Source organism: Stenotrophomonas sp. YJH_SMC_53, from assembly GCF_059369995.1.
In genome coordinates, this window is record NZ_JCAFTF010000005.1 from 299490 (window position 1) to 316432 (window position 16943).

General features: G+C 66.8%; 17 protein-coding genes. 6 read left to right on the forward strand and 11 right to left on the reverse strand.

Going from position 1 to position 16943, the window contains the following annotated elements; translation table 11 throughout:
• Positions 1 to 12: 12 nt before the first annotated feature.
• Entirely contained in the window at positions 13 to 1761 is a 1749-nt protein-coding gene (locus tag AC5P7X_RS10480) for a glutamine--tRNA ligase/YqeY domain fusion protein (protein WP_053501255.1), read from the reverse strand.
• A 212-nt stretch (positions 1762 to 1973) separates the two neighbouring features.
• Here AC5P7X_RS10480 and AC5P7X_RS10485 point away from each other — a divergent pair, with 212 nt between their 5' ends.
• Entirely contained in the window at positions 1974 to 2237 is a 264-nt protein-coding gene (locus AC5P7X_RS10485) for a putative signal transducing protein (RefSeq protein ID WP_005415362.1), read from the forward strand.
• A gap of 30 nt (positions 2238 to 2267) precedes the next feature.
• Positions 2268 to 2933 (forward strand): peptide-methionine (S)-S-oxide reductase MsrA, encoded by a 666-nt coding sequence (gene msrA, locus AC5P7X_RS10490; RefSeq protein ID WP_495214798.1) that lies wholly within the window; start codon positions 2268 to 2270, stop codon positions 2931 to 2933.
• Positions 2934 to 3509: 576 nt separating this feature from the next.
• Here the strand turns inward: msrA and AC5P7X_RS10495 are convergent.
• The 5 genes from AC5P7X_RS10495 to ahpC form a co-directional block, all read right to left on the reverse strand.
• The gene (locus tag AC5P7X_RS10495) at positions 3510 to 4466 is read right to left on the reverse strand and encodes a transaldolase (protein WP_495214786.1); all 957 of its coding nucleotides are present in this window, start codon (positions 4464 to 4466) and stop codon (positions 3510 to 3512) included.
• Positions 4467 to 4516: 50 nt separating this feature from the next.
• The gene (gene rnk / locus AC5P7X_RS10500) at positions 4517 to 4921 is read right to left on the reverse strand and encodes a nucleoside diphosphate kinase regulator (protein ID WP_053501173.1); all 405 of its coding nucleotides are present in this window, start codon (positions 4919 to 4921) and stop codon (positions 4517 to 4519) included.
• Positions 4922 to 5044: 123 nt separating this feature from the next.
• Positions 5045 to 6007 (reverse strand): LysR substrate-binding domain-containing protein, encoded by a 963-nt coding sequence (locus AC5P7X_RS10505; RefSeq protein WP_049414506.1) that lies wholly within the window; start codon positions 6005 to 6007, stop codon positions 5045 to 5047.
• A gap of 85 nt (positions 6008 to 6092) precedes the next feature.
• The gene (gene ahpF, locus AC5P7X_RS10510) at positions 6093 to 7685 is read right to left on the reverse strand and encodes an alkyl hydroperoxide reductase subunit F (protein WP_005415367.1); all 1593 of its coding nucleotides are present in this window, start codon (positions 7683 to 7685) and stop codon (positions 6093 to 6095) included.
• Positions 7686 to 7910: 225 nt separating this feature from the next.
• A complete protein-coding gene (ahpC, locus tag AC5P7X_RS10515; RefSeq protein WP_005415368.1) occupies positions 7911 to 8474 on the reverse strand; it encodes an alkyl hydroperoxide reductase subunit C in 564 nt (187 codons plus the stop codon).
• 355 nt (positions 8475 to 8829) lie between these two features.
• On the opposite strand from ahpC, the gene prmC reads away from it, so the two are divergent.
• The 3 genes from prmC to AC5P7X_RS10530 all read left to right on the forward strand — a co-directional run bounded on the left by prmC (position 8830) and on the right by AC5P7X_RS10530 (position 11335).
• Positions 8830 to 9687, forward strand: a complete 858-nt coding sequence (gene prmC, locus AC5P7X_RS10520) for a peptide chain release factor N(5)-glutamine methyltransferase (RefSeq protein WP_372485449.1) — start codon at positions 8830 to 8832, stop codon at positions 9685 to 9687.
• 48 nt (positions 9688 to 9735) lie between these two features.
• Positions 9736 to 10677 (forward strand): prolyl aminopeptidase, encoded by a 942-nt coding sequence (gene pip, locus AC5P7X_RS10525; RefSeq protein ID WP_019661138.1) that lies wholly within the window; start codon positions 9736 to 9738, stop codon positions 10675 to 10677.
• A 370-nt stretch (positions 10678 to 11047) separates the two neighbouring features.
• Positions 11048 to 11335 (forward strand): hypothetical protein, encoded by a 288-nt coding sequence (locus AC5P7X_RS10530; protein ID WP_495214787.1) that lies wholly within the window; start codon positions 11048 to 11050, stop codon positions 11333 to 11335.
• A 163-nt stretch (positions 11336 to 11498) separates the two neighbouring features.
• On the opposite strand, the gene AC5P7X_RS10535 is transcribed toward AC5P7X_RS10530, so the two are convergent.
• Entirely contained in the window at positions 11499 to 12383 is an 885-nt protein-coding gene (locus AC5P7X_RS10535) for a LysR family transcriptional regulator (protein WP_329843626.1), read from the reverse strand.
• Positions 12384 to 12488: 105 nt separating this feature from the next.
• On the opposite strand from AC5P7X_RS10535, the gene AC5P7X_RS10540 reads away from it, so the two are divergent.
• A complete protein-coding gene (locus AC5P7X_RS10540) occupies positions 12489 to 13901 on the forward strand; it encodes an MFS transporter (protein ID WP_053500500.1) in 1413 nt (470 codons plus the stop codon).
• A 73-nt stretch (positions 13902 to 13974) separates the two neighbouring features.
• On the opposite strand, the gene AC5P7X_RS10545 is transcribed toward AC5P7X_RS10540, so the two are convergent.
• From AC5P7X_RS10545 to AC5P7X_RS10560, 4 genes are read right to left on the reverse strand one after another with little or no spacing between them, the layout of a single operon-like run.
• Entirely contained in the window at positions 13975 to 14772 is a 798-nt protein-coding gene (locus tag AC5P7X_RS10545) for an N-formylglutamate amidohydrolase (protein ID WP_329843624.1), read from the reverse strand.
• Positions 14765 to 15319, reverse strand: a complete 555-nt coding sequence (locus tag AC5P7X_RS10550) for an NUDIX hydrolase (protein ID WP_065179592.1) — start codon at positions 15317 to 15319, stop codon at positions 14765 to 14767. Before AC5P7X_RS10550 ends, AC5P7X_RS10545 begins: the two co-directional genes overlap by 8 nt.
• Entirely contained in the window at positions 15316 to 16251 is a 936-nt protein-coding gene (locus AC5P7X_RS10555; protein ID WP_053500496.1) for a 5'-3' exonuclease, read from the reverse strand. The genes AC5P7X_RS10550 and AC5P7X_RS10555 overlap by 4 nt, the downstream gene beginning before the upstream one ends.
• On the reverse strand, positions 16248 to 16829 hold the full coding sequence (locus tag AC5P7X_RS10560) for a nitroreductase family protein (protein ID WP_005415376.1): 582 nt from the start codon (positions 16827 to 16829) through the stop codon (positions 16248 to 16250). Before AC5P7X_RS10560 ends, AC5P7X_RS10555 begins: the two co-directional genes overlap by 4 nt.
• Between the last annotated feature and the right edge of the window lie 114 nt (positions 16830 to 16943).

The window sequence follows — 16943 nt, forward strand, 5'->3', positions numbered from 1 at the left end:
CCGCGCAGGTGCTCAGGCCGACCAGGTGTCGCGCAGGGTCACGCTGCGGTTGAACACCGGCTTGGCTTCGGTGTGATCGCGGCGGTCGGCGACGAAATAGCCGGTGCGCTCGAACTGGAACGACTGCTCCGGTGCGGCGCTGGCTGCGGCCGGCTCGACATAGCCGGTGACGGTACGGCGCGATTCCGGGTTCAGGTAGTCGCGGTAGGTCTTGCCTTCCGATTCGTCGTCAGGGTTCGGCACCGAGAACAGGCGGTCGTACAGGCGGATCTCGGCCGGCACGCCGTGCACGGCGCTCACCCAGTGGATGGTGCCCTTGACCTTGCGGTTGGCGCCTTCCATGCCCGGACGCGATTCCGGATCGAGCCAGCCGCGCAGTTCGATGATGGTGCCGTCGGCATCCTTGATCACTTCGTCGCAGCGGATGATGCCGGCGCCACGCAGGCGCACTTCGCCGCCCGGCACCAGGCGCTTCCAGCCCTTCGGCGGCACTTCGGCGAAGTCCTCGCGATCAATCCACACTTCGCGGGCGAACGGAACTTCGCGGCTGCCGAAGCTCTCGTCCTTCGGGTGGTTGCTGAAGGTCAGCAGTTCTTCGTGGCCTTCCGGAAGGTTGGTCAGCACCAGCTTGACCGGGTCGACCACGGCCATGCGGCGCGGCGCGGCGCTGTCGAGGTCCTCGCGCAGTGCGCCTTCGAGCACGCTGAAGTCGATCAGCGAATTCTGCTTGCTGATGCCCACGCGCTCGGCGAACAGGCGCATCGCGGCCGGGGTGTAGCCACGGCGTCGCAGGCCCTGCAGGGTCGGCATGCGCGGGTCTTCCCAGCCGTCCACCAGCTGTTCAGTGACCAGCGCCATCAGCTTGCGCTTGCTCATCACCGTGTAGTTGATGTTCAGGCGCGAGAACTCGATCTGGCGCGGCTTGGCCGCTTCGCGTGGCAGCCCGGCATCGACCAGGGGCTGGGTCAGCGCGTCGTCATGGGCGAAATCGACGTTGTCCACGCACCAGTCGTACAGCGGGCGGTGGTCTTCGAATTCCAGCGTGCACAGCGAGTGCGTGATGCCCTCGATCGAATCACCCAGCGCATGGGCGAAGTCGTACATCGGGTAGATCGGCCACGCGTTGCCGGTGTTCTGGTGCTCGACGTGCTTGATGCGGTACAGCGCCGGATCGCGCAGGTTGATGTTGCCACTGGCCATGTCGATCTTCGCGCGCAGGGTGCGCGCGCCATCGGGGAACTCACCGGCGCGCATGCGGCGGAACAGGTCGAGGTTTTCGTCGACGCTGCGGTCGCGCCACGGCGACGGGCGACCCGGCTCGGTCAGGGTGCCGCGGTAGGCACGCACTTCTTCGGCCGACAGGTCGCAGACATAGGCCTTGCCCTGTTCGATCAGCTTCTCGGCGGCCAGGTAGTAGGCCTGGAAGTAGTCCGAGGCGTGGCGCAGCTCGTTCCAGCTGAAGCCCAGCCAGCGCACGTCGTCCTGGATCGCGGCCACGTATTCCGGATCTTCCTTGGCCGGGTTGGTGTCATCGAAGCGCAGGTTGCAGACGCCGCTGAATTCACCGGCGATGCCGAAGTTCAGGCAGATCGACTTGGCGTGACCGATGTGCAGGTAGCCGTTCGGCTCCGGCGGGAAGCGGGTCTTGATCGCCTGGTGCTTTCCGCTGGCCAGGTCCTCGCGCACGATCTGGCGGATGAAATCGCGCTTCTCGTGGCTGTCGGCGGGGGTCTCGGGGCTGGCGGGGGTGTGCTCGGACATGAGTCGGCGAAAAGAAAGGCAGAAAGACCAACAGTCTAGCGCGTACCGGGCGGGGCTGCCCGGTAGCGCCTCGGGATGCTGGCCAGCGGCCGGCACGACCAGCCCATCTTCCGGTAATGCCGGCCGTTGGCCGGCGGAACGATCATTACGCCGTCACCGGCGGCATTCAGCGCCCGGGCGTATGCTGGACCCTTGCCCCGAGGAGCCGCCACATGCACATCGTGTACAAGGCCGACAACCTGTTCGACGCCCATCTGGTCAAGCACGCCCTGGAAGACGCCGGTATCCCCGCGTTCGTGTTCGGAGAGCAGTTGCTGGGCGGGATGGGCGAGCTGCCGCTGTTTGGCGTGTTGCGGGTCGGCATCCCCGATGCGGCGCGGCCGCAGGCCGAGGACATCGTAGCGGCGCTGGACTTGGGCCAGGCCCCGTCCGACCCCATTTCCGATGCAGACGACATTGCCGGCCTTCCGGCGTAGGAGCGCATCATGTTGGGAATTGGCCAGGGCATCCTCGGCATCGGCGCCTTCAAGCAGCGCTTGCCGCGCCCGGAAGAGGCGCTACCGGGGCGTGACCAACCACTGCCGTTGCACAGCAACCAGCACTTCGTGAACAGCCATCCGCTGAAGGACCGTTTCGCCGGCCTGCAGCAGATCCGCTTTGCGCTGGGCTGTTTCTGGGGCGCCGAGCGCAAGTTCTGGACCGAGCCGGGCGTGTACAGCACGTCGGTCGGCTATGCAGGCGGCATCACGCCGAACCCGACCTATGAAGAGGTCTGCTCGGGCCTGACCGGCCACACCGAAGTGGTACAGGTGGTGTTCGACCCGGCGGTGGTGAGCCTGGAGCGGCTGCTGCAGCTGTTCTGGGAAAGCCACGACCCGACCCAGGGTATGCGCCAGGGCAACGACACCGGCACCCAGTACCGTTCGGCGATCCATGCCACCGACGAGGCCCAGTACAAGGCCGCGCTGGCCAGCCGCGAGGCTTACCAGGCGCAGCTGGATGCGGTCGGCTACGGCCCGATCACCACCGAGATCGTGTACCCGGCACCGGCGTACTACTACGCCGAGGACTACCACCAGCAGTACCTGGCGAAGAACCCGAACGGCTACTGCGGCATCGGCGGCACCGGCGTGAGCTGCCCGATCGGGTTGGATGTGGAGGCGCCGCGCTGACGCGCGGTGGTCCGCCTGCGGCGGGCTGAAGCTGAAAGCAACTGCCAAAGCCAAAGCCAAAGCGGCTCTGGGTTGCTGCTTGTTGGGTGGGGCGGTGTGGGTTGGCAGGACACGCCGTGAACCCGTCCCTGGGGGCTCGATGGCGCCATCCATGGCGCCAACGGTCCTGCCAACCCACACCGCCCCACCCCCGAGAGTTTCCCGGTGACGGTGGGAAAGAACATTGGGTTACTGACGAACTGATGGAAAACAAAAAGGACGCGGCGTTCGCCGCGTCCTTTTTGTTTGGTTCTGCATTGCCCTTGTAGAGCCGAGCCATGCTCGGCTCCGAGCAAGCGAAGCGCGCGACCCGCTGTTGCTCTTCTTTCTTTCTTCCGTGGCGGGCGGCCGCAGGAAACTGTCGAAGGCAGGGTGGGTAGGCCGTGCAGGGGCGTGAGCCGCATGGATGCGGCGACAGAGCTTACAGGGACGTACTTGCAGCGTCCCCTGCACGGCCTACCCACCCTGCCAACCACATGACCCGCTCTTCGCGACCAAGCCCCCCGCCACGAGGGGCTCAGCCGTTGGCCGAAATCCTCACAGTTCCGAACGAATGCGCGCGCGCAGCGCTTCCAGATCCTTGGCAAACGCATCGATGCCGGTCGCCAGCTTCTCGGTGGCCATCGGATCGGCCGCCAGATCCGCCGCGAACTTGGCCGCATCGATCGGGGTCACCGCCGCGCCATCGGCGGCACCGGCCACCAGCTTGCGCGGCAGCTCGCCGTGGTCGGCGTCCAGCTTCTCCAGCAGGTCCGGCGAAATCGTCAGGCGGTCGCAGCCGGCCAGTGCTTCGATCTGCGCGGTCGAACGGAACGAGGCGCCCATCACCACTGTCGGCGAACCGCGACGCTTGAATTCGGCATACACGCCGCGCACGAACTTCACGCCCGGGTCTTCATCGATGGTGGCCGGGGCCTGGCCGTTGGCCACGTACCAGTCCAGGATGCGGCCGACGAACGGCGAGATCAGGAACGCCCCGGCTTCGCTGCAGGCCAGCGCCTGGGTCGGGTTGAAGATCAGGGTCAGGTTGCAGTCGATGCCCTCGGCCTGCAGGATGCGTGCGGCTTCCACGCCTTCCCAGGTCGCGGCGATCTTGATCAGGATCTTCTCGCGCGGCACGCCGGCATCGGCGTACATCTGGATGAACTGGCGGGCCTTGGCCACGGTGGCAGCGGTGTCGTGAGCCAGGTCGGCATCCACCTCGGTGGACACCCGGCCCGGCACCAGCGTGCTCAGCAGCGCGCCGACGCCGATGGTTAGGCGGTCGGCCACGGCGTGCACCACGGCTTCGCGGTCGCCACTCTGCTGGCGGCCCCAGGCCAGTTCGCGTTCGATCAGCTCGGCGTAGACCGGCAGGTCCAGCGCCTTCTTCACCAGGGTCGGATTGGTGGTGCAGTCCACCGGCTGCAGGCGCTTGATCGCCTCGTAGTCACCGGTATCGGCAACGACCACGGACAGTTCGCGCAGCTGGGACAGTTTGGACGGGGTACTCATTACGGCTCCTGGGACAGGGGGATCGAATCGCGCGCGGTGCGCAGCGGTAATCAGGGGCGGTCGTTGTGGACCGCGGTCACGCGCAGGCGCAGCTTGCGGCCGCCGGGCGCGGTCCAGTCGATGCTCTGGCCGATCGAAAGGCCGAGCAGGGCACTGCCGACCGGGGCCAGCACGGAAACCTTGCCTTCATCGACGTTGGCTTCGCGGGGGAAGACCAGGGTCAGGACGTGCTTCTCGCCCGACACTTCATCTTCGCACTCCACACGCGAATGCATCATGACGATGCCTTCGGGAATCTGGTCCGGTGCCAGCACGGTGGCCCGGTTGAGTTCTTCAGCAAGCGCGAGCGCGGCAGGCGTCTGGCTCAGCGCGGGAGATTCGAGCATGGCGTCCAGGCGGTCCATGTCGAAGGTGGAAACGGTGATCGACGGCGGCAGGCCGCTGGCGGTACTCATGGTGAAGCTCCTTGGTTGAAAGCCATGCAAAAGGCGGCACCTGCTGGCGCCGCCTGTCTGTATTGTGGGGACAAATGCGGCCGGAATCGACTCCTGCCGATTCCAGGCCGGTACTGCGGGGGCTCAGCCGTTCAGCGCGGGGCCGGGCAGGGCCGGTGCATCGCTGCCGGCATCGAGCGCCTCCAGGGTGAACAGCGCCTGCGGCAGGCGCTTGAACTGGTCGGCCAGGTCCATCAGGAAGTCGTTCATGGCCGAGCTGCGGCGCCAGATCATGGCGATGCGGCGGCTGGGACGGCCTTCGCCGGTGAAGTCGAGCAGGCGGATGTTGTTCGAGCGCGGCACTGGCGGCTGCACCGACAGACTCGGCAGCAGGGTGATGCCGACGTCGGCGGCGACCATCTGCCGCAGCGTTTCCAGGCTGGTGGCGCGGAACTCGGACTTCTCGTTGGCGCCGAACAGGCGGCAGACTTCCAGCGCCTGGTCGCGCAGGCAATGGCCGTCCTCCAGCAGCAGCAGCTTCTGCGTGGCCAGTTCCTGCACGTCCAGGTGCTCGCGACGTGCCAGCGGGTGGCGACCGGAGACGGCCAGCAGGAACGGTTCCTCGAACAGGAACTCGGCATGCAGCTGGTCGTCGATCACCGGCAGCGCCAGCAATGCAGCGTCGAGCTTGCCTTCGCGCAGGCGGTCCAGCAGCACATCGCTCTTTTCCTCGACCAGCAGCAGTTCCAGCTCCGGGAAGCGCTCGCGGATGCGCGGGATCACATGCGGCAGCAGGTACGGGCCCAGGGTCGGGAAGATCCCCAGGCGCACCGTACCGGCTTCCGGATCGCGGCTGCGTCGCGCCGCTTCCTTCAGCTGTTCCACTTCGGACACGATCACCCGCGCCCGTGCGGCCGCTTCCTGGCCGGCCGGGGTCAGCATCACCTTGCGCGGTGCGCGTTCCACCAGCGGCAGGCCGAGCTCTTCCTCCAGCTTGCGGATCTGCGTGGACAACGTCGGCTGGCTGACAAAGCAGGAAGCGGCAGCCCGGCCGAAATGCTTGTGGTCGGCCAGGGCTACCAGGTACTTCAGATCACGTAGGTTCATCCTTACACCCCAGGGGTAACGGACCGGCTGACGGCGTGGTTACCCGACAGGCAGACAATGTTCCCGGTGATCTGGGAACGGTGGATCAGGCCGCTTCAGCAACGGCACCGCTGCTGTTGCTCACCGACGAGCGGATCAGGTGGTCGAACGCGCTCAGTGCGGCGGTGGAACCGGCGCCCATGGCGATGATGATCTGCTTGTAGGGCACCGTCGTGCAATCGCCAGCAGCAAACACACCCGGCAGGTTGGTCTGGCCGCGATCGTCGATGACGATCTCACCACGCGGCGACAGCGCCACCACATCCTTCAGCCACTCGGTGTTGGGCAGCAGGCCGATCTGCACGAAGATGCCTTCCAGCTCGACGCGGTGGGCATCGCCGCCGATGCGGTCCTTGTAGACCAGGCCGGTGACCTTGCTGCCGTCGCCGAGCACTTCGGTGGTCTGTGCGCTGGTCAGCACGGTGACGTTGCCCAGGCTGCGCAGCTTCTTCTGCAGCACTTCGTCGGCACGCAGGCTGGAATCGAACTCCAGCAGGGTTACATGCGACACGATGCCGGCCAGGTCGATGGCCGCTTCCACACCGGAGTTGCCGCCGCCGATCACCGCCACGCGCTTGCCCTTGAACAGCGGACCATCGCAGTGCGGGCAGTAGGCCACGCCCTTGTTGCGGTACTGGTCCTCGCCCGGCACGTTCATCTGCCGCCAGCGCGCGCCGGTGGACAGGATCACCGAACGCGACTTCAGCACCGCGCCGTTCTCCAGCTGCACCTGCACCAGGCCGTCTTCGCCGGCCGGCACCAGCGCACTGGCGCGCTGCAGGTTCATGATGTCCACGTCGTACTCGCGCACATGCTGCTCCAGCGCCGTGGCCAGCTTCGGGCCTTCGGTTTCCTTCACCGAGATGAAGTTCTCGATCGCCATGGTGTCCAGCACCTGGCCACCGAAGCGCTCGGCAGCGATGCCGGTACGGATGCCCTTGCGCGCGGCATAGATCGCCGCTGCGGCGCCAGCCGGGCCACCACCGACCACCAGTACGTCGAAAGCATCCTTGGCGGCGATCTTCTCGGCATCGCGCTTGCTGGCATTGGTGTCCAGCTTGGCCACGATCTGCTCCAGGGTCATGCGGCCCTGGTCGAACACTTCACCGTTGAGGTACACGGTCGGCACCGACATGATCTCGCGCTTCTCGACTTCGTCCTGGAACAGCGCACCATCGATGGCCACGTGCTGGATGCGTGGGTTGAGTACCGCGGCCAGGTTCAGCGCCTGCACCACGTCCGGGCAGTTCTGGCAGGACAGCGAGAAGTAGGTTTCGAACTTGTATTCACCTTCCAGGTTCTGCACCTGCTCGATCAGCTCGGCGGTGGCCTTGGACGGGTGGCCGCCGACCTGCAGCAGGGCCAGCACCAGCGAGGTGAACTCGTGACCCATCGGCAGGCCGGCGAAGGTCAGGTGGATGTCCTGGCCCGGCGTGCCCAGGTCGAAGGACGGCACGCGGCCCTGGCCATCGCGCAGGACCTGCAGCGTGATCTTGTCCGACAGGTTTTCCAGGGTCTGCAGCAGTTCCAGCATTTCCTGCGACTTGGCGCCGTCGTCGGCGTGCGCGGTGATCTGGATCGGGCGGGTCACGCGCTCCAGATAGGTCTTCAGCTGCGACTGCAGGTTGGCGTCCAACATCGGGTCATCTCCTGGCTTCAGGCAAACAGGGGGCGTGGCACCGCTGTAGAAGGTAGCGGACCAGCAGGGGGTAGGGGTGAACCCAAGACAGCGACCGTGGAAGGGGCTGGCTGGCCAAGGCGGGCGAGCGTTGGCTGTCTTGGGTTCACCCCCACGCCGGCGGGGGGACCGGCACGGGGATGAAGGGCGCGCCGTGGCGTGGGGCCACGGCAGGCCGGTACTGCTTTAGATCTTGCCGACCAGGTCCAGCGACGGGGTCAGGGTCTTCTCGCCTTCCTTCCACTTGGCCGGGCAGACCTGGTTCGGGTTGGCGGCGGTGAACTGGGCAGCCTTCAGCTTGCGCAGGGTCTCGGACACGTCACGGGCGATCTCGTTGGAGTGGATCTCCAGGGTCTTGATCACGCCTTCCGGGTTGATGATGAAGGTGCCGCGCAGGGCCAGGCCTTCTTCTTCAATGTGCACGCCGAAGGCGCGGGTCAGCTGGTGGGTCGGGTCGCCGACCAGCGGGAACTGGGCCTTGCCGACGGCCGGCGAGGTCTCGTGCCACACCTTGTGCGAGAAGTGGGTGTCGGTGGTGACGATGTAGACCTCGGCGCCGGCCTTCTTGAACTCGGCGTAATGGTCAGCGGCGTCTTCGATCTCGGTCGGGCAGTTGAAGGTGAAGGCGGCCGGCATGAAGATCAGGACGGACCACTGGCCCTTCAGGCTGGCGTCGGAAACCTTGATGAACTCGCCGTTGTGGTAGGCGTTGGCTTCGAACGGCTGGATCTGGGTATTGATGAGGGACATCATTTTTCCTCTTGGTGAAGGGGAGTGGGTGAATCGACAGGAGCTAGGTTACCCATTCGCTCGCGATAAGAACAATCCATTGATTGCATCTATTTGATAGATGGAGTCTATCAAATAGCCATGAGCAGGCACTGAACCCTGCCGCTCCCATCCTGCAACTGCTTGTGTGACAAGGAAAATCGACCGGGACGTGTGAAGAGGGCTGATAGCCCCTCCTTATACCCTCTGGCGAAACCTGAACGGATTCCAGCGTTTTGTAGCGTCGAGCCATGCTCGACGGTGGATCGGTAGAGCCGAGCCGATGCTCGGCTGTTCCAGCAGCAGCCGAGCATCGGCTCGGCTCTACAATTGAGGCATGTCTTCCCAACCCGAACCCACCCTGCGTCAGGTCGTAGCTGACGCCAGTGCCCGCTTGGGCGGTGTCGACGCCCGCCACGAAGCCGAACTGCTGCTGCTGCATGTACTGGAGCGCCCGCGCAGCTGGCTGTTCGCCCATGCCACCGATCCGCTGGCCGCCAATGACCAGGCCGCCTTCGAAGCCTTGCTGGCCCGCCGTGTGGCCGGTGAGCCGGTTGCCTACCTGACCGGGCGCCGCGGTTTCTGGACGCTGGACCTGGAGGTCGACCCGGCCACGCTGATCCCGCGCCCGGAAACCGAGCTGCTGGTCGAGTTGGCGCTGGAGCGACTGCCGCCGGACCAGGCGTTGCAGCTGGCCGACCTCGGTACCGGCAGCGGTGCGATCGCACTGGCACTGGCCAGCGAACGGCCCCGGGCACAGGTGCTGGCCACCGATGCCAGCCCGGGCGCGCTGGCCGTGGCCGCGCGCAATGCGGCCCGCCATGAACTGGACAACGTCCGTTTCGCCGAGGGCGGGCACGACTGGTATGCGCCGCTGCAGGGCGTGCGCTTCGACCTGATCGCCAGCAATCCGCCGTACATCGCCAGCAACGACCCGCACCTGGAACAGGGCGACCTGCGCTTCGAACCGTCTACCGCGCTGGCCTCGGGCATGGACGGCCTGGATGACATCCGCCGCATCGTCGAGGGTGGCCAGGCCCACCTGCGGCCCGGCGGTTGGTTGCTGATCGAGCACGGTTGGGACCAGGGCGCGGCGATCCGGGCACTGTTCGAGGCGACGGGATTTGCCGAGGTGCAGACCGTGCAGGATCTGGAGCAGCGCGACCGCATCACCCTGGGCCGGCGTCCGGCCTAGAATGGAGGTTCTCCTGCCCCGGCAGGGCATCACCCTGGAGCTGCAAGCATGCGTACGCTGTACCCCGCCATCACCCCCTACGACGTCGGCACCCTGAAGGTCGACGACCGCCACACGCTGTACTTCGAACAGTGCGGCAACCCGGAAGGCAAGCCGGTGGTGATGCTGCATGGTGGCCCGGGTGGCGGCTGCAGCGACAAGATGCGCCAGTTCCACGATCCGTCCAAGTACCGCATCATCCTGTTCGATCAGCGCGGTGCCGGCCGTTCCACCCCGCACGCGGACCTGGTGGACAACACCACCTGGGACCTCGTCGCCGATATCGAGAAGCTGCGCGAGCACCTGAAGGTCGATCGCTGGCAGGTGTTCGGTGGCAGCTGGGGCTCGACCCTGGCGCTGGCCTATGCCGAGACCCATCCGCAGCGCGTGACCGAACTGGTCCTGCGCGGCATCTTCATGCTGCGTCGCTGGGAGCTGGAGTGGTTCTACCAGGAAGGCGCCAACCGCCTGTTCCCGGATGCGTGGGAGCACTACCTCAAGCCGATTCCGCTGGTGGAGCGTCATGACCTTATCTCGGCCTTCCACCGCCGCCTGACCAGCGAAGACGAGACCACCCGCCTGGAAGCGGCCAAGGCGTGGGCGGTGTGGGAAGGCGCGACCAGCTTCCTGCACGTCGATGATGACTTCATCAACAGCCACGAAGACCCGCATTTCGCGCTGGCGTTTGCCCGCATCGAGAACCACTACTTCGTCAACGGCGGCTTCTTCGAGGTGGAAGACCAGCTGCTGCGCGACGCACACCGCATCGCCGACATTCCGGGCGTGATCGTGCACGGCCGCTACGACGTGGTCTGCCCGCTGGCCAACGCCTGGGACCTGACCAAGGTGTGGCCGAAGGCGAAGCTGGAAATCACCCCGGCTTCGGGCCATTCGGCGTTCGAGGCCGAGAACGTGGACGCGCTGGTGCGCGCCACCGATAGCTTCGCCTGATGCCCACGGGGTCGGATCTCCATCCACGCATGGCGTGGATCTACTGCACCCGGTAGTGCCGGCCGCTGGCCGGCAACGCCTCACCGGTAGCGCCGGGCCATGCCCGGCGGCGATTCTCTCCCTTGTTCAAGGCTGTCGCTATTGGCCTTGAACCGGGGCGAGGCGCGCTGGCACCGTGGACGTCCGTGCAGTTTTCGGCGACCCCCATTGGTTCTATCCGCAGGGCGTTGCTGAGGATTTCTGGTTCTCAGTCTTCATCCCCACCGATACGCGGGATCATTCCCACTTCCGTCGGCTGCGCGCGGTGCAGGGAACTAGCGACGCAGTTGTGCTCGCATACAGGCGTGGCGGCGCATCCAGAAGCCGATGCATGAGCGACTCGCTTGAGCGCGGCCGTATCGAGCGTGTGGAGTGTTTGGAACCCGACGATGATGGGAACCTGGATTCCAAGCTGGATGGAGTCGATGCATGGCTGCAATCACCTTTGACGTGGAATGGCGGTCGCCGTCGCTTGATGCTCTACGGCGCGGACATCGACGGCATTCTGCCTTCGCAAAAAGGCGTACTGTCCGACGGCATGGCGTATCTGTGCCTCCGGGATAAGCCTGATTTTTCTCCGGTAGGACGCGCCGGGGCGTTCTTTCTCCAATTGGGCTGAATCAGTTTTTGCTGCGTCGCGCGTGCCGGCCGCTGGCCGGCAACGCCCTACCGGTAGCGCCGGGCCGTGCCCGGCGGCATTCCGTTCCGTCGCCGCGATGCGGCTCGCCGGGCATGGCCCGGCGCTACCGCGAAGCCGAACTCCATCCACGCATGGCGTGGATCTACCAGTCCCCCGCCAGCAACGCGTCGGCCAGTACCTGCAGTTTCGGCGAATGCTGGCGCGACGGCGGGTAGATCAGTGACAGCGCGCGGCTGCGGCCCTCAAACGGCTGCAGCACGCGCTGCAGGCGGCCATCGGCCAAGGCGTCGGCCACCGCGAAATCCATCACCTGCACGATGCCGATGCCGGCGATCGCCGCTTCCACCAGCGGATCGCCGCTGTCGAACACCATCCGCGCCGGTGGCGTGAAATCATGAAGCTGGCCGTCCTGCAGGAACTGCCAGTCCACCAGCCGGCCACTGCGCAGGTTGCGCACCGCCAGGCAGGCGTGATCCCGCAAGGCGGCCACATCGTCGGGCGTGCCACAGCGGTCGAGGTAGTCCGGGCTGGCCACCGTCACCCAGCGCAGCGGCCGCAGTGGCCGCGCGACGATGCGCTGGTCGGCGATGACGCCGGTGCGCAGCGCGGCATCGAAACCTTCCTCGACCAGATCGACCAGGCGGTCGTTGAGCACGGCTTCCACCTGCAGTTGCGGGTGCTGCTGCAGCATCGGCCCCAGCAGCGGTACCAGCACCTTGCGCCCGAACATCGAGGGCGCACTGATCTTCAGGGTGCCCGAGGGCGTGCACGGACGGTCGGCCAACTGGCGTTCGGCATCCTCGAGACCGCACAGCAGGGGCGCGACCTGATCGACGAACTGGCGACCATCCGGGGTCAGTGCCACGTTGCGGGTGTTTCGCTGCAGCAGCTTCACCCCCAGCGTGGCCTCCAGCCGACTGATCGCGCGCGACAGGCCTGACTGGCTCAGGCCCAGTTGCCCGGCGGCGACGGTGAAACTGCGTGCTTCGGCCACCTGCACCAGCATGCGCACGGCATTGAGGTCCATCGAGGTTCCATTCATGCTGAAAATCATGACAGATATGGACGGAAAGGGGTTTATTGATAGCTCTGCATCAATGAGACTGCGCTCCCCCACAGCACCGGAGCGTCGATGCCTCCCCTCAAGTACCCGCGCTGGGCGCTGGCCCTGCTGGCCACCGCCCAGCTGATCATCGCCCTGGACGCCACCATCATCTTCGTCGCCCTGCATGACATGGGGCGCGCGCTGGAGATCAACGCACAGCAGCTGCAATGGGTGGTCAGTGCCTACACCGTGGCCTTTGGCGGCAGCCTGCTGCTGGGGGGCCGTGCCGCCGACCTGATCGGCCGTCGCCGCTTCTACCGGCTGGGCATGCTGCTGTTCGCACTGGCGTCGCTGCTCGGCGCGCTGGCGCCGAACGCCACCCTGCTGATCATCGCGCGTGCGGCGCAGGGCATCGGCGCGGCATTGCTGTTCCCGGCCACGCTGGCGCTGATCAACACGTTGTATGCGGAAGGTCCGGTGCGCAACCGTGCACTTGCGATCTGGAGCATGGCCAGCGCGGTGGGCCTGGCGCTGGGCACGCTGCTCGGCGGCGTGCTGACCCAGGCGTTCGGCTGGCCGGCGGTGCTGGCGGTGATCGTGCCACTGGCCACCACCTGCGCGGTGGCTGCGGGTGCGTGGTTGCCGGCCGATGGCCCGCGTGCGCAGGGCCGCTCGTTCGATCTGGCCGGCTGCATCACCGTCACTGCCGGCGGCAGCCTGCTGGTCACTACCCTCGTGCAAGGGCCGGAGTGGGGCTGGACTGCGCCGGCCACGCTGGGCTGCCTGCTGCTGTCGGTGCTGCTGCTGGTGGCGTTCGTGCAGATCGAACAGCGCAGCCGCGATCCGCTGATGCAGTTCGCGTTGCTGCGGCTGCCCGGACTGCGCGCGGCACTGGGGCTGACCTTCGCCTTCATGAGCAGCTATGGGGTGCAGTACTACTTCATGGCGCTGTACTTCCAGGACGGCTACGGCTGGAGCCCGCTGCAGGCCGGCCTGGCATTCCTGCCCGCCACCGCGGTGTGTACGGTCGGCATCCAGCTGGCCGAGTGGACGCTGCAGCGCTGGAGCGCGCGCAAGGTGCTGGTGGTCGGGCAGCTGGCCGGCGCCATCGGTATCGCCTGGGTGGCCGCGACGCTGCCGCACGGCGCGAACTTCTGGCCGCTGCTGCCCGGCGTGGTAGTGCTGAGCATCGGCCAGGGCATGACCTGGACCTCGATGTGGATCGTGGCCGGGCAGGGCGTGCCGTCCGCACAGCAGGGTGTTGCATCTGGCATGGCGGCGACCGCGCAGCAGATCGGTGGTGCGCTGGGCCTGGCGGTGCTGGTGATGGTGGCCAATGCCGATGCGGGTGCAGCCGGGTCGCTGAGTGCACTGGCCGGGCTGGTGCGCGCCGAATACGGTGCCGCCTTGTTTTCACTGTTCGGCGTGGTGATCGCGCTGGGCCTGCGCCCGGCGCCGGCCGAATCGGCCGCCACCGTCTGCCCGGCCAACGAGGCATGATTGAAGGCGCTGCCGTGGGTGGATGTGCCGGCCAGCGGCCGGCACTACCGGTTCGGCATGGATGCACGCGCGTTCAACCCAGCGCCAGCAACTCCGGTTGCAGCGCGCTGAACATCCGCGCCAACCGCTCGGCCCACGCCTGCTGCCCTGCCATATCGGCAATGAGGTCCTGGCGGATCTCCAGTTCCACGTGCACCAGCCCACGGCCTTCGCCGTGTACCGGCACCGCATAGTCGCTGGTGCTGCTGACCGAATACGGTTCGTTGTCCCCCACTACCAGGTCGCCTTCGTCGCGCAATGCCTGCAGCAGGGCATGGGCAAAACGCATGTCCTGGTGGTACAGCACGCCGGCGTGCCAGGGCCGCTGCGTGCCGTTCATCACGGGGGTGAAGCTGTGCATCATCACCAGCAGGGTGGGCTGGCCGGCATCACGGCGCGCATCAAGCTCGGTCTCGATGCGTGTATGGTACGGCGCGTGGATCGCATCGATGCGCTGCTGTCGCTGCGCCGCCGACAGCCCGGCATTGCCCGGCACCACGGTGTGGTCGCTCACCTCCGGAATCAGCGTCGGTGAGGCCAGTGGGCGGTTGCAGTCGATCAGCAGCCGCGAGTACGTCTGTTCGATCGCCCAGGCATCGAGCCGTTCGGCCAGTGCACGGGTGGTGCCGGCGATGCCGATGTCCCAGCCGATGTGGCGGTCCAGCTCGGCCTGCGGCAGGCCGAGCCCGGTCAACGCACGCGGCACCTGCTGGCCGGCGTGGTCGGCCAGCAGGAGGTAGGGCGAGACGCCCTGCGCCCGGTGGATCGTGTAGATCGCCGGGTCGTCGGCGCCGAGCAACGCAGGCAGCCTGTGCAGGTCCGCGTCAGCCACGCGGGCGTCCGTCCAGATGGTGCTCGATCATCCACAGCCCGGCCCACAGCTTGGCGTCCAGCTCGTAGCCTTCGCCCATCTTCTGCACCAGCCAGGCCGCAGCCTCGCTGCGTGGAATCTCGTGCACGGTGATGTCCTCGCTGTCATCACCGCCCCCTTCGCCGATGCGGCGCAGGCCGGTGGCGCGCACGAAGGCGATCTTCTCGCTGCTGGCGCCGGAAGACGTCGGGCCGATCATCAGCACTTCGGCGTGATCGGCGGTCCAACCTGTTTCTTCTTCCAGTTCACGCACCGCCGAGACTTCGATCGATTCGCCGGCGTGGATGTCGCCGACCAGGCCGGCCGGCATTTCGATGGTGGGCGCCTGCAGCGGTACACGGAACTGTTCGACGAACAGCACCTTGTCCTCCGGGGTGACGGCGATGATGATCGCGGCCAGGCCACCGGCATGGGTGCGTTCGCTGTATTCCCAGGTACCGCGCACCAGCATGCGCTGGTACTTGCCTTCGTAGACGACGCGCGGGGCTTCGGTATTGCGCTTGCTCATGCGGGCTCGCTGTGGGAGGGAAGAGGATCGGCCACGCCGGCGGCGTCGAACAGCCGGCGGCGGGTCATCGGGCCGAAGCGCAGGGTCTGGCACAGGCCACCGAGCAGCTCTGGATCGGCCGATTGGCGCAGCAGTCCGGGCTGGCTGCCCTCCAACGGCGCATCCAGCGCGATGGTGGTCAGCTGGCGCCAGAGCTGGGCGTGCTCGCGCTGCTCGCGCAGCCGCACTGCCATCTGTGCAGCGCCACGCAGGCGCAGGAACGGCACTTCGTCCAGTCGTTCGAACAGCGCATCCATGCTGCCGAAATGGGCCAGCAGCACGGCGGCCGATTTGCTGCCGACGCCACTGACACCGGGAATGTTGTCCACCGCATCGCCACACAGGGCCAGGTAGTCGGCGATCTGGTGCGCGTGCACGCCGTGCCGCGCCTTCACCCCTGCCACGTTCCAGCGCTGGTTGCGGGCGTAATCCCACTGCTCGTCATGGTCGACCAGCAGCTGCGACAGGTCCTTGTCGGCGGAGATGATCACCCCGCGATGGCTGCCCCGGTGTACGTGCAGGGCGCTGCCGATCAGGTCGTCGGCCTCGTATTCGTGGTGGGCCAGGACGGCAAGGCCCAGCGCCGCGCACAGCGCCTTGCAGTGCACGAACTGGCGCTTGAGCGCTTCCGGTGCTGGCTCGCGGTTGGCCTTGTAGGCCGGATACAGCCGGTGGCGGAAACCACTGTCAAGCGCTTCATCGAAGGCGATGGCGATGTGCCGCGGGCGCTCGCGCTCGAGCAGGTCCAGCAGGAAGCGGGCGAAGCCGTGCACCGCATTGGTGGGCCAGCCCTGTGCGTCCTGGAACTGGTCTGGCAGTGAATGCCAGGCACGGAACACGTAGATGCTGGCATCAACCAGGTACAGCGACGGCGGGGCAGCCGGCAGGGTCATGCCGGGGGCGTCCAGTCGCGCAGCAGGGCCGCCGGGTCGGGGCGCTCGCGCTCGGGTACGTCGGCCTTGGGCGTACCGATGTGGATGAAGCCGGCGATGCGTTCGCCGTCGACCAGGCCCAGGTGGGCCTGCACGGCCGGATCGAAGGCCATCCAGGCGGTCAGCCACTGCGCGCCGAAACCCAGCGCCTGCGCGGCCTGCAGCAGGGCGAAACAGACGCAGCCGGCGGTCATCAGCTGTTCCTGTTCGGGCACCTTCGGGTCCGGCCGCGGGCTGGCCACCACCACGATCACCAGCGGTGCGTGGCTGAAACGCTGGCGGTCCTTCTCGAACACGGCCTCGCCCGCATGTGGGTCGCGCTGGCGGCTGCGTTCAGCCAGGAAGTCGCCCAGAGTGTGACGTGCATCGCCTGCGATTTTCAGGAAGCGGAACGGTACGCGCTTGCCGTGGTCGGGCACGCGCACCGCTGAGGCCAGCATCCGCTGCAGGGTGGCCGGGTCCGGCCCGGGCTCGCCCAGTTGCCGCGAGGGCACCGAGCGGCGGGCATCCAGGGCGAGCAGGGCGGCAGGATCGGGCATGGAGGCTGAACCGGTCATCACGGGCGTTTGATTATAGTCGGGGTGGTCAATGACGCCGTCTGTGTCGCGTCCGGCCCCTGAATACCAAACTGTGATGAACATCATGCCACTGGC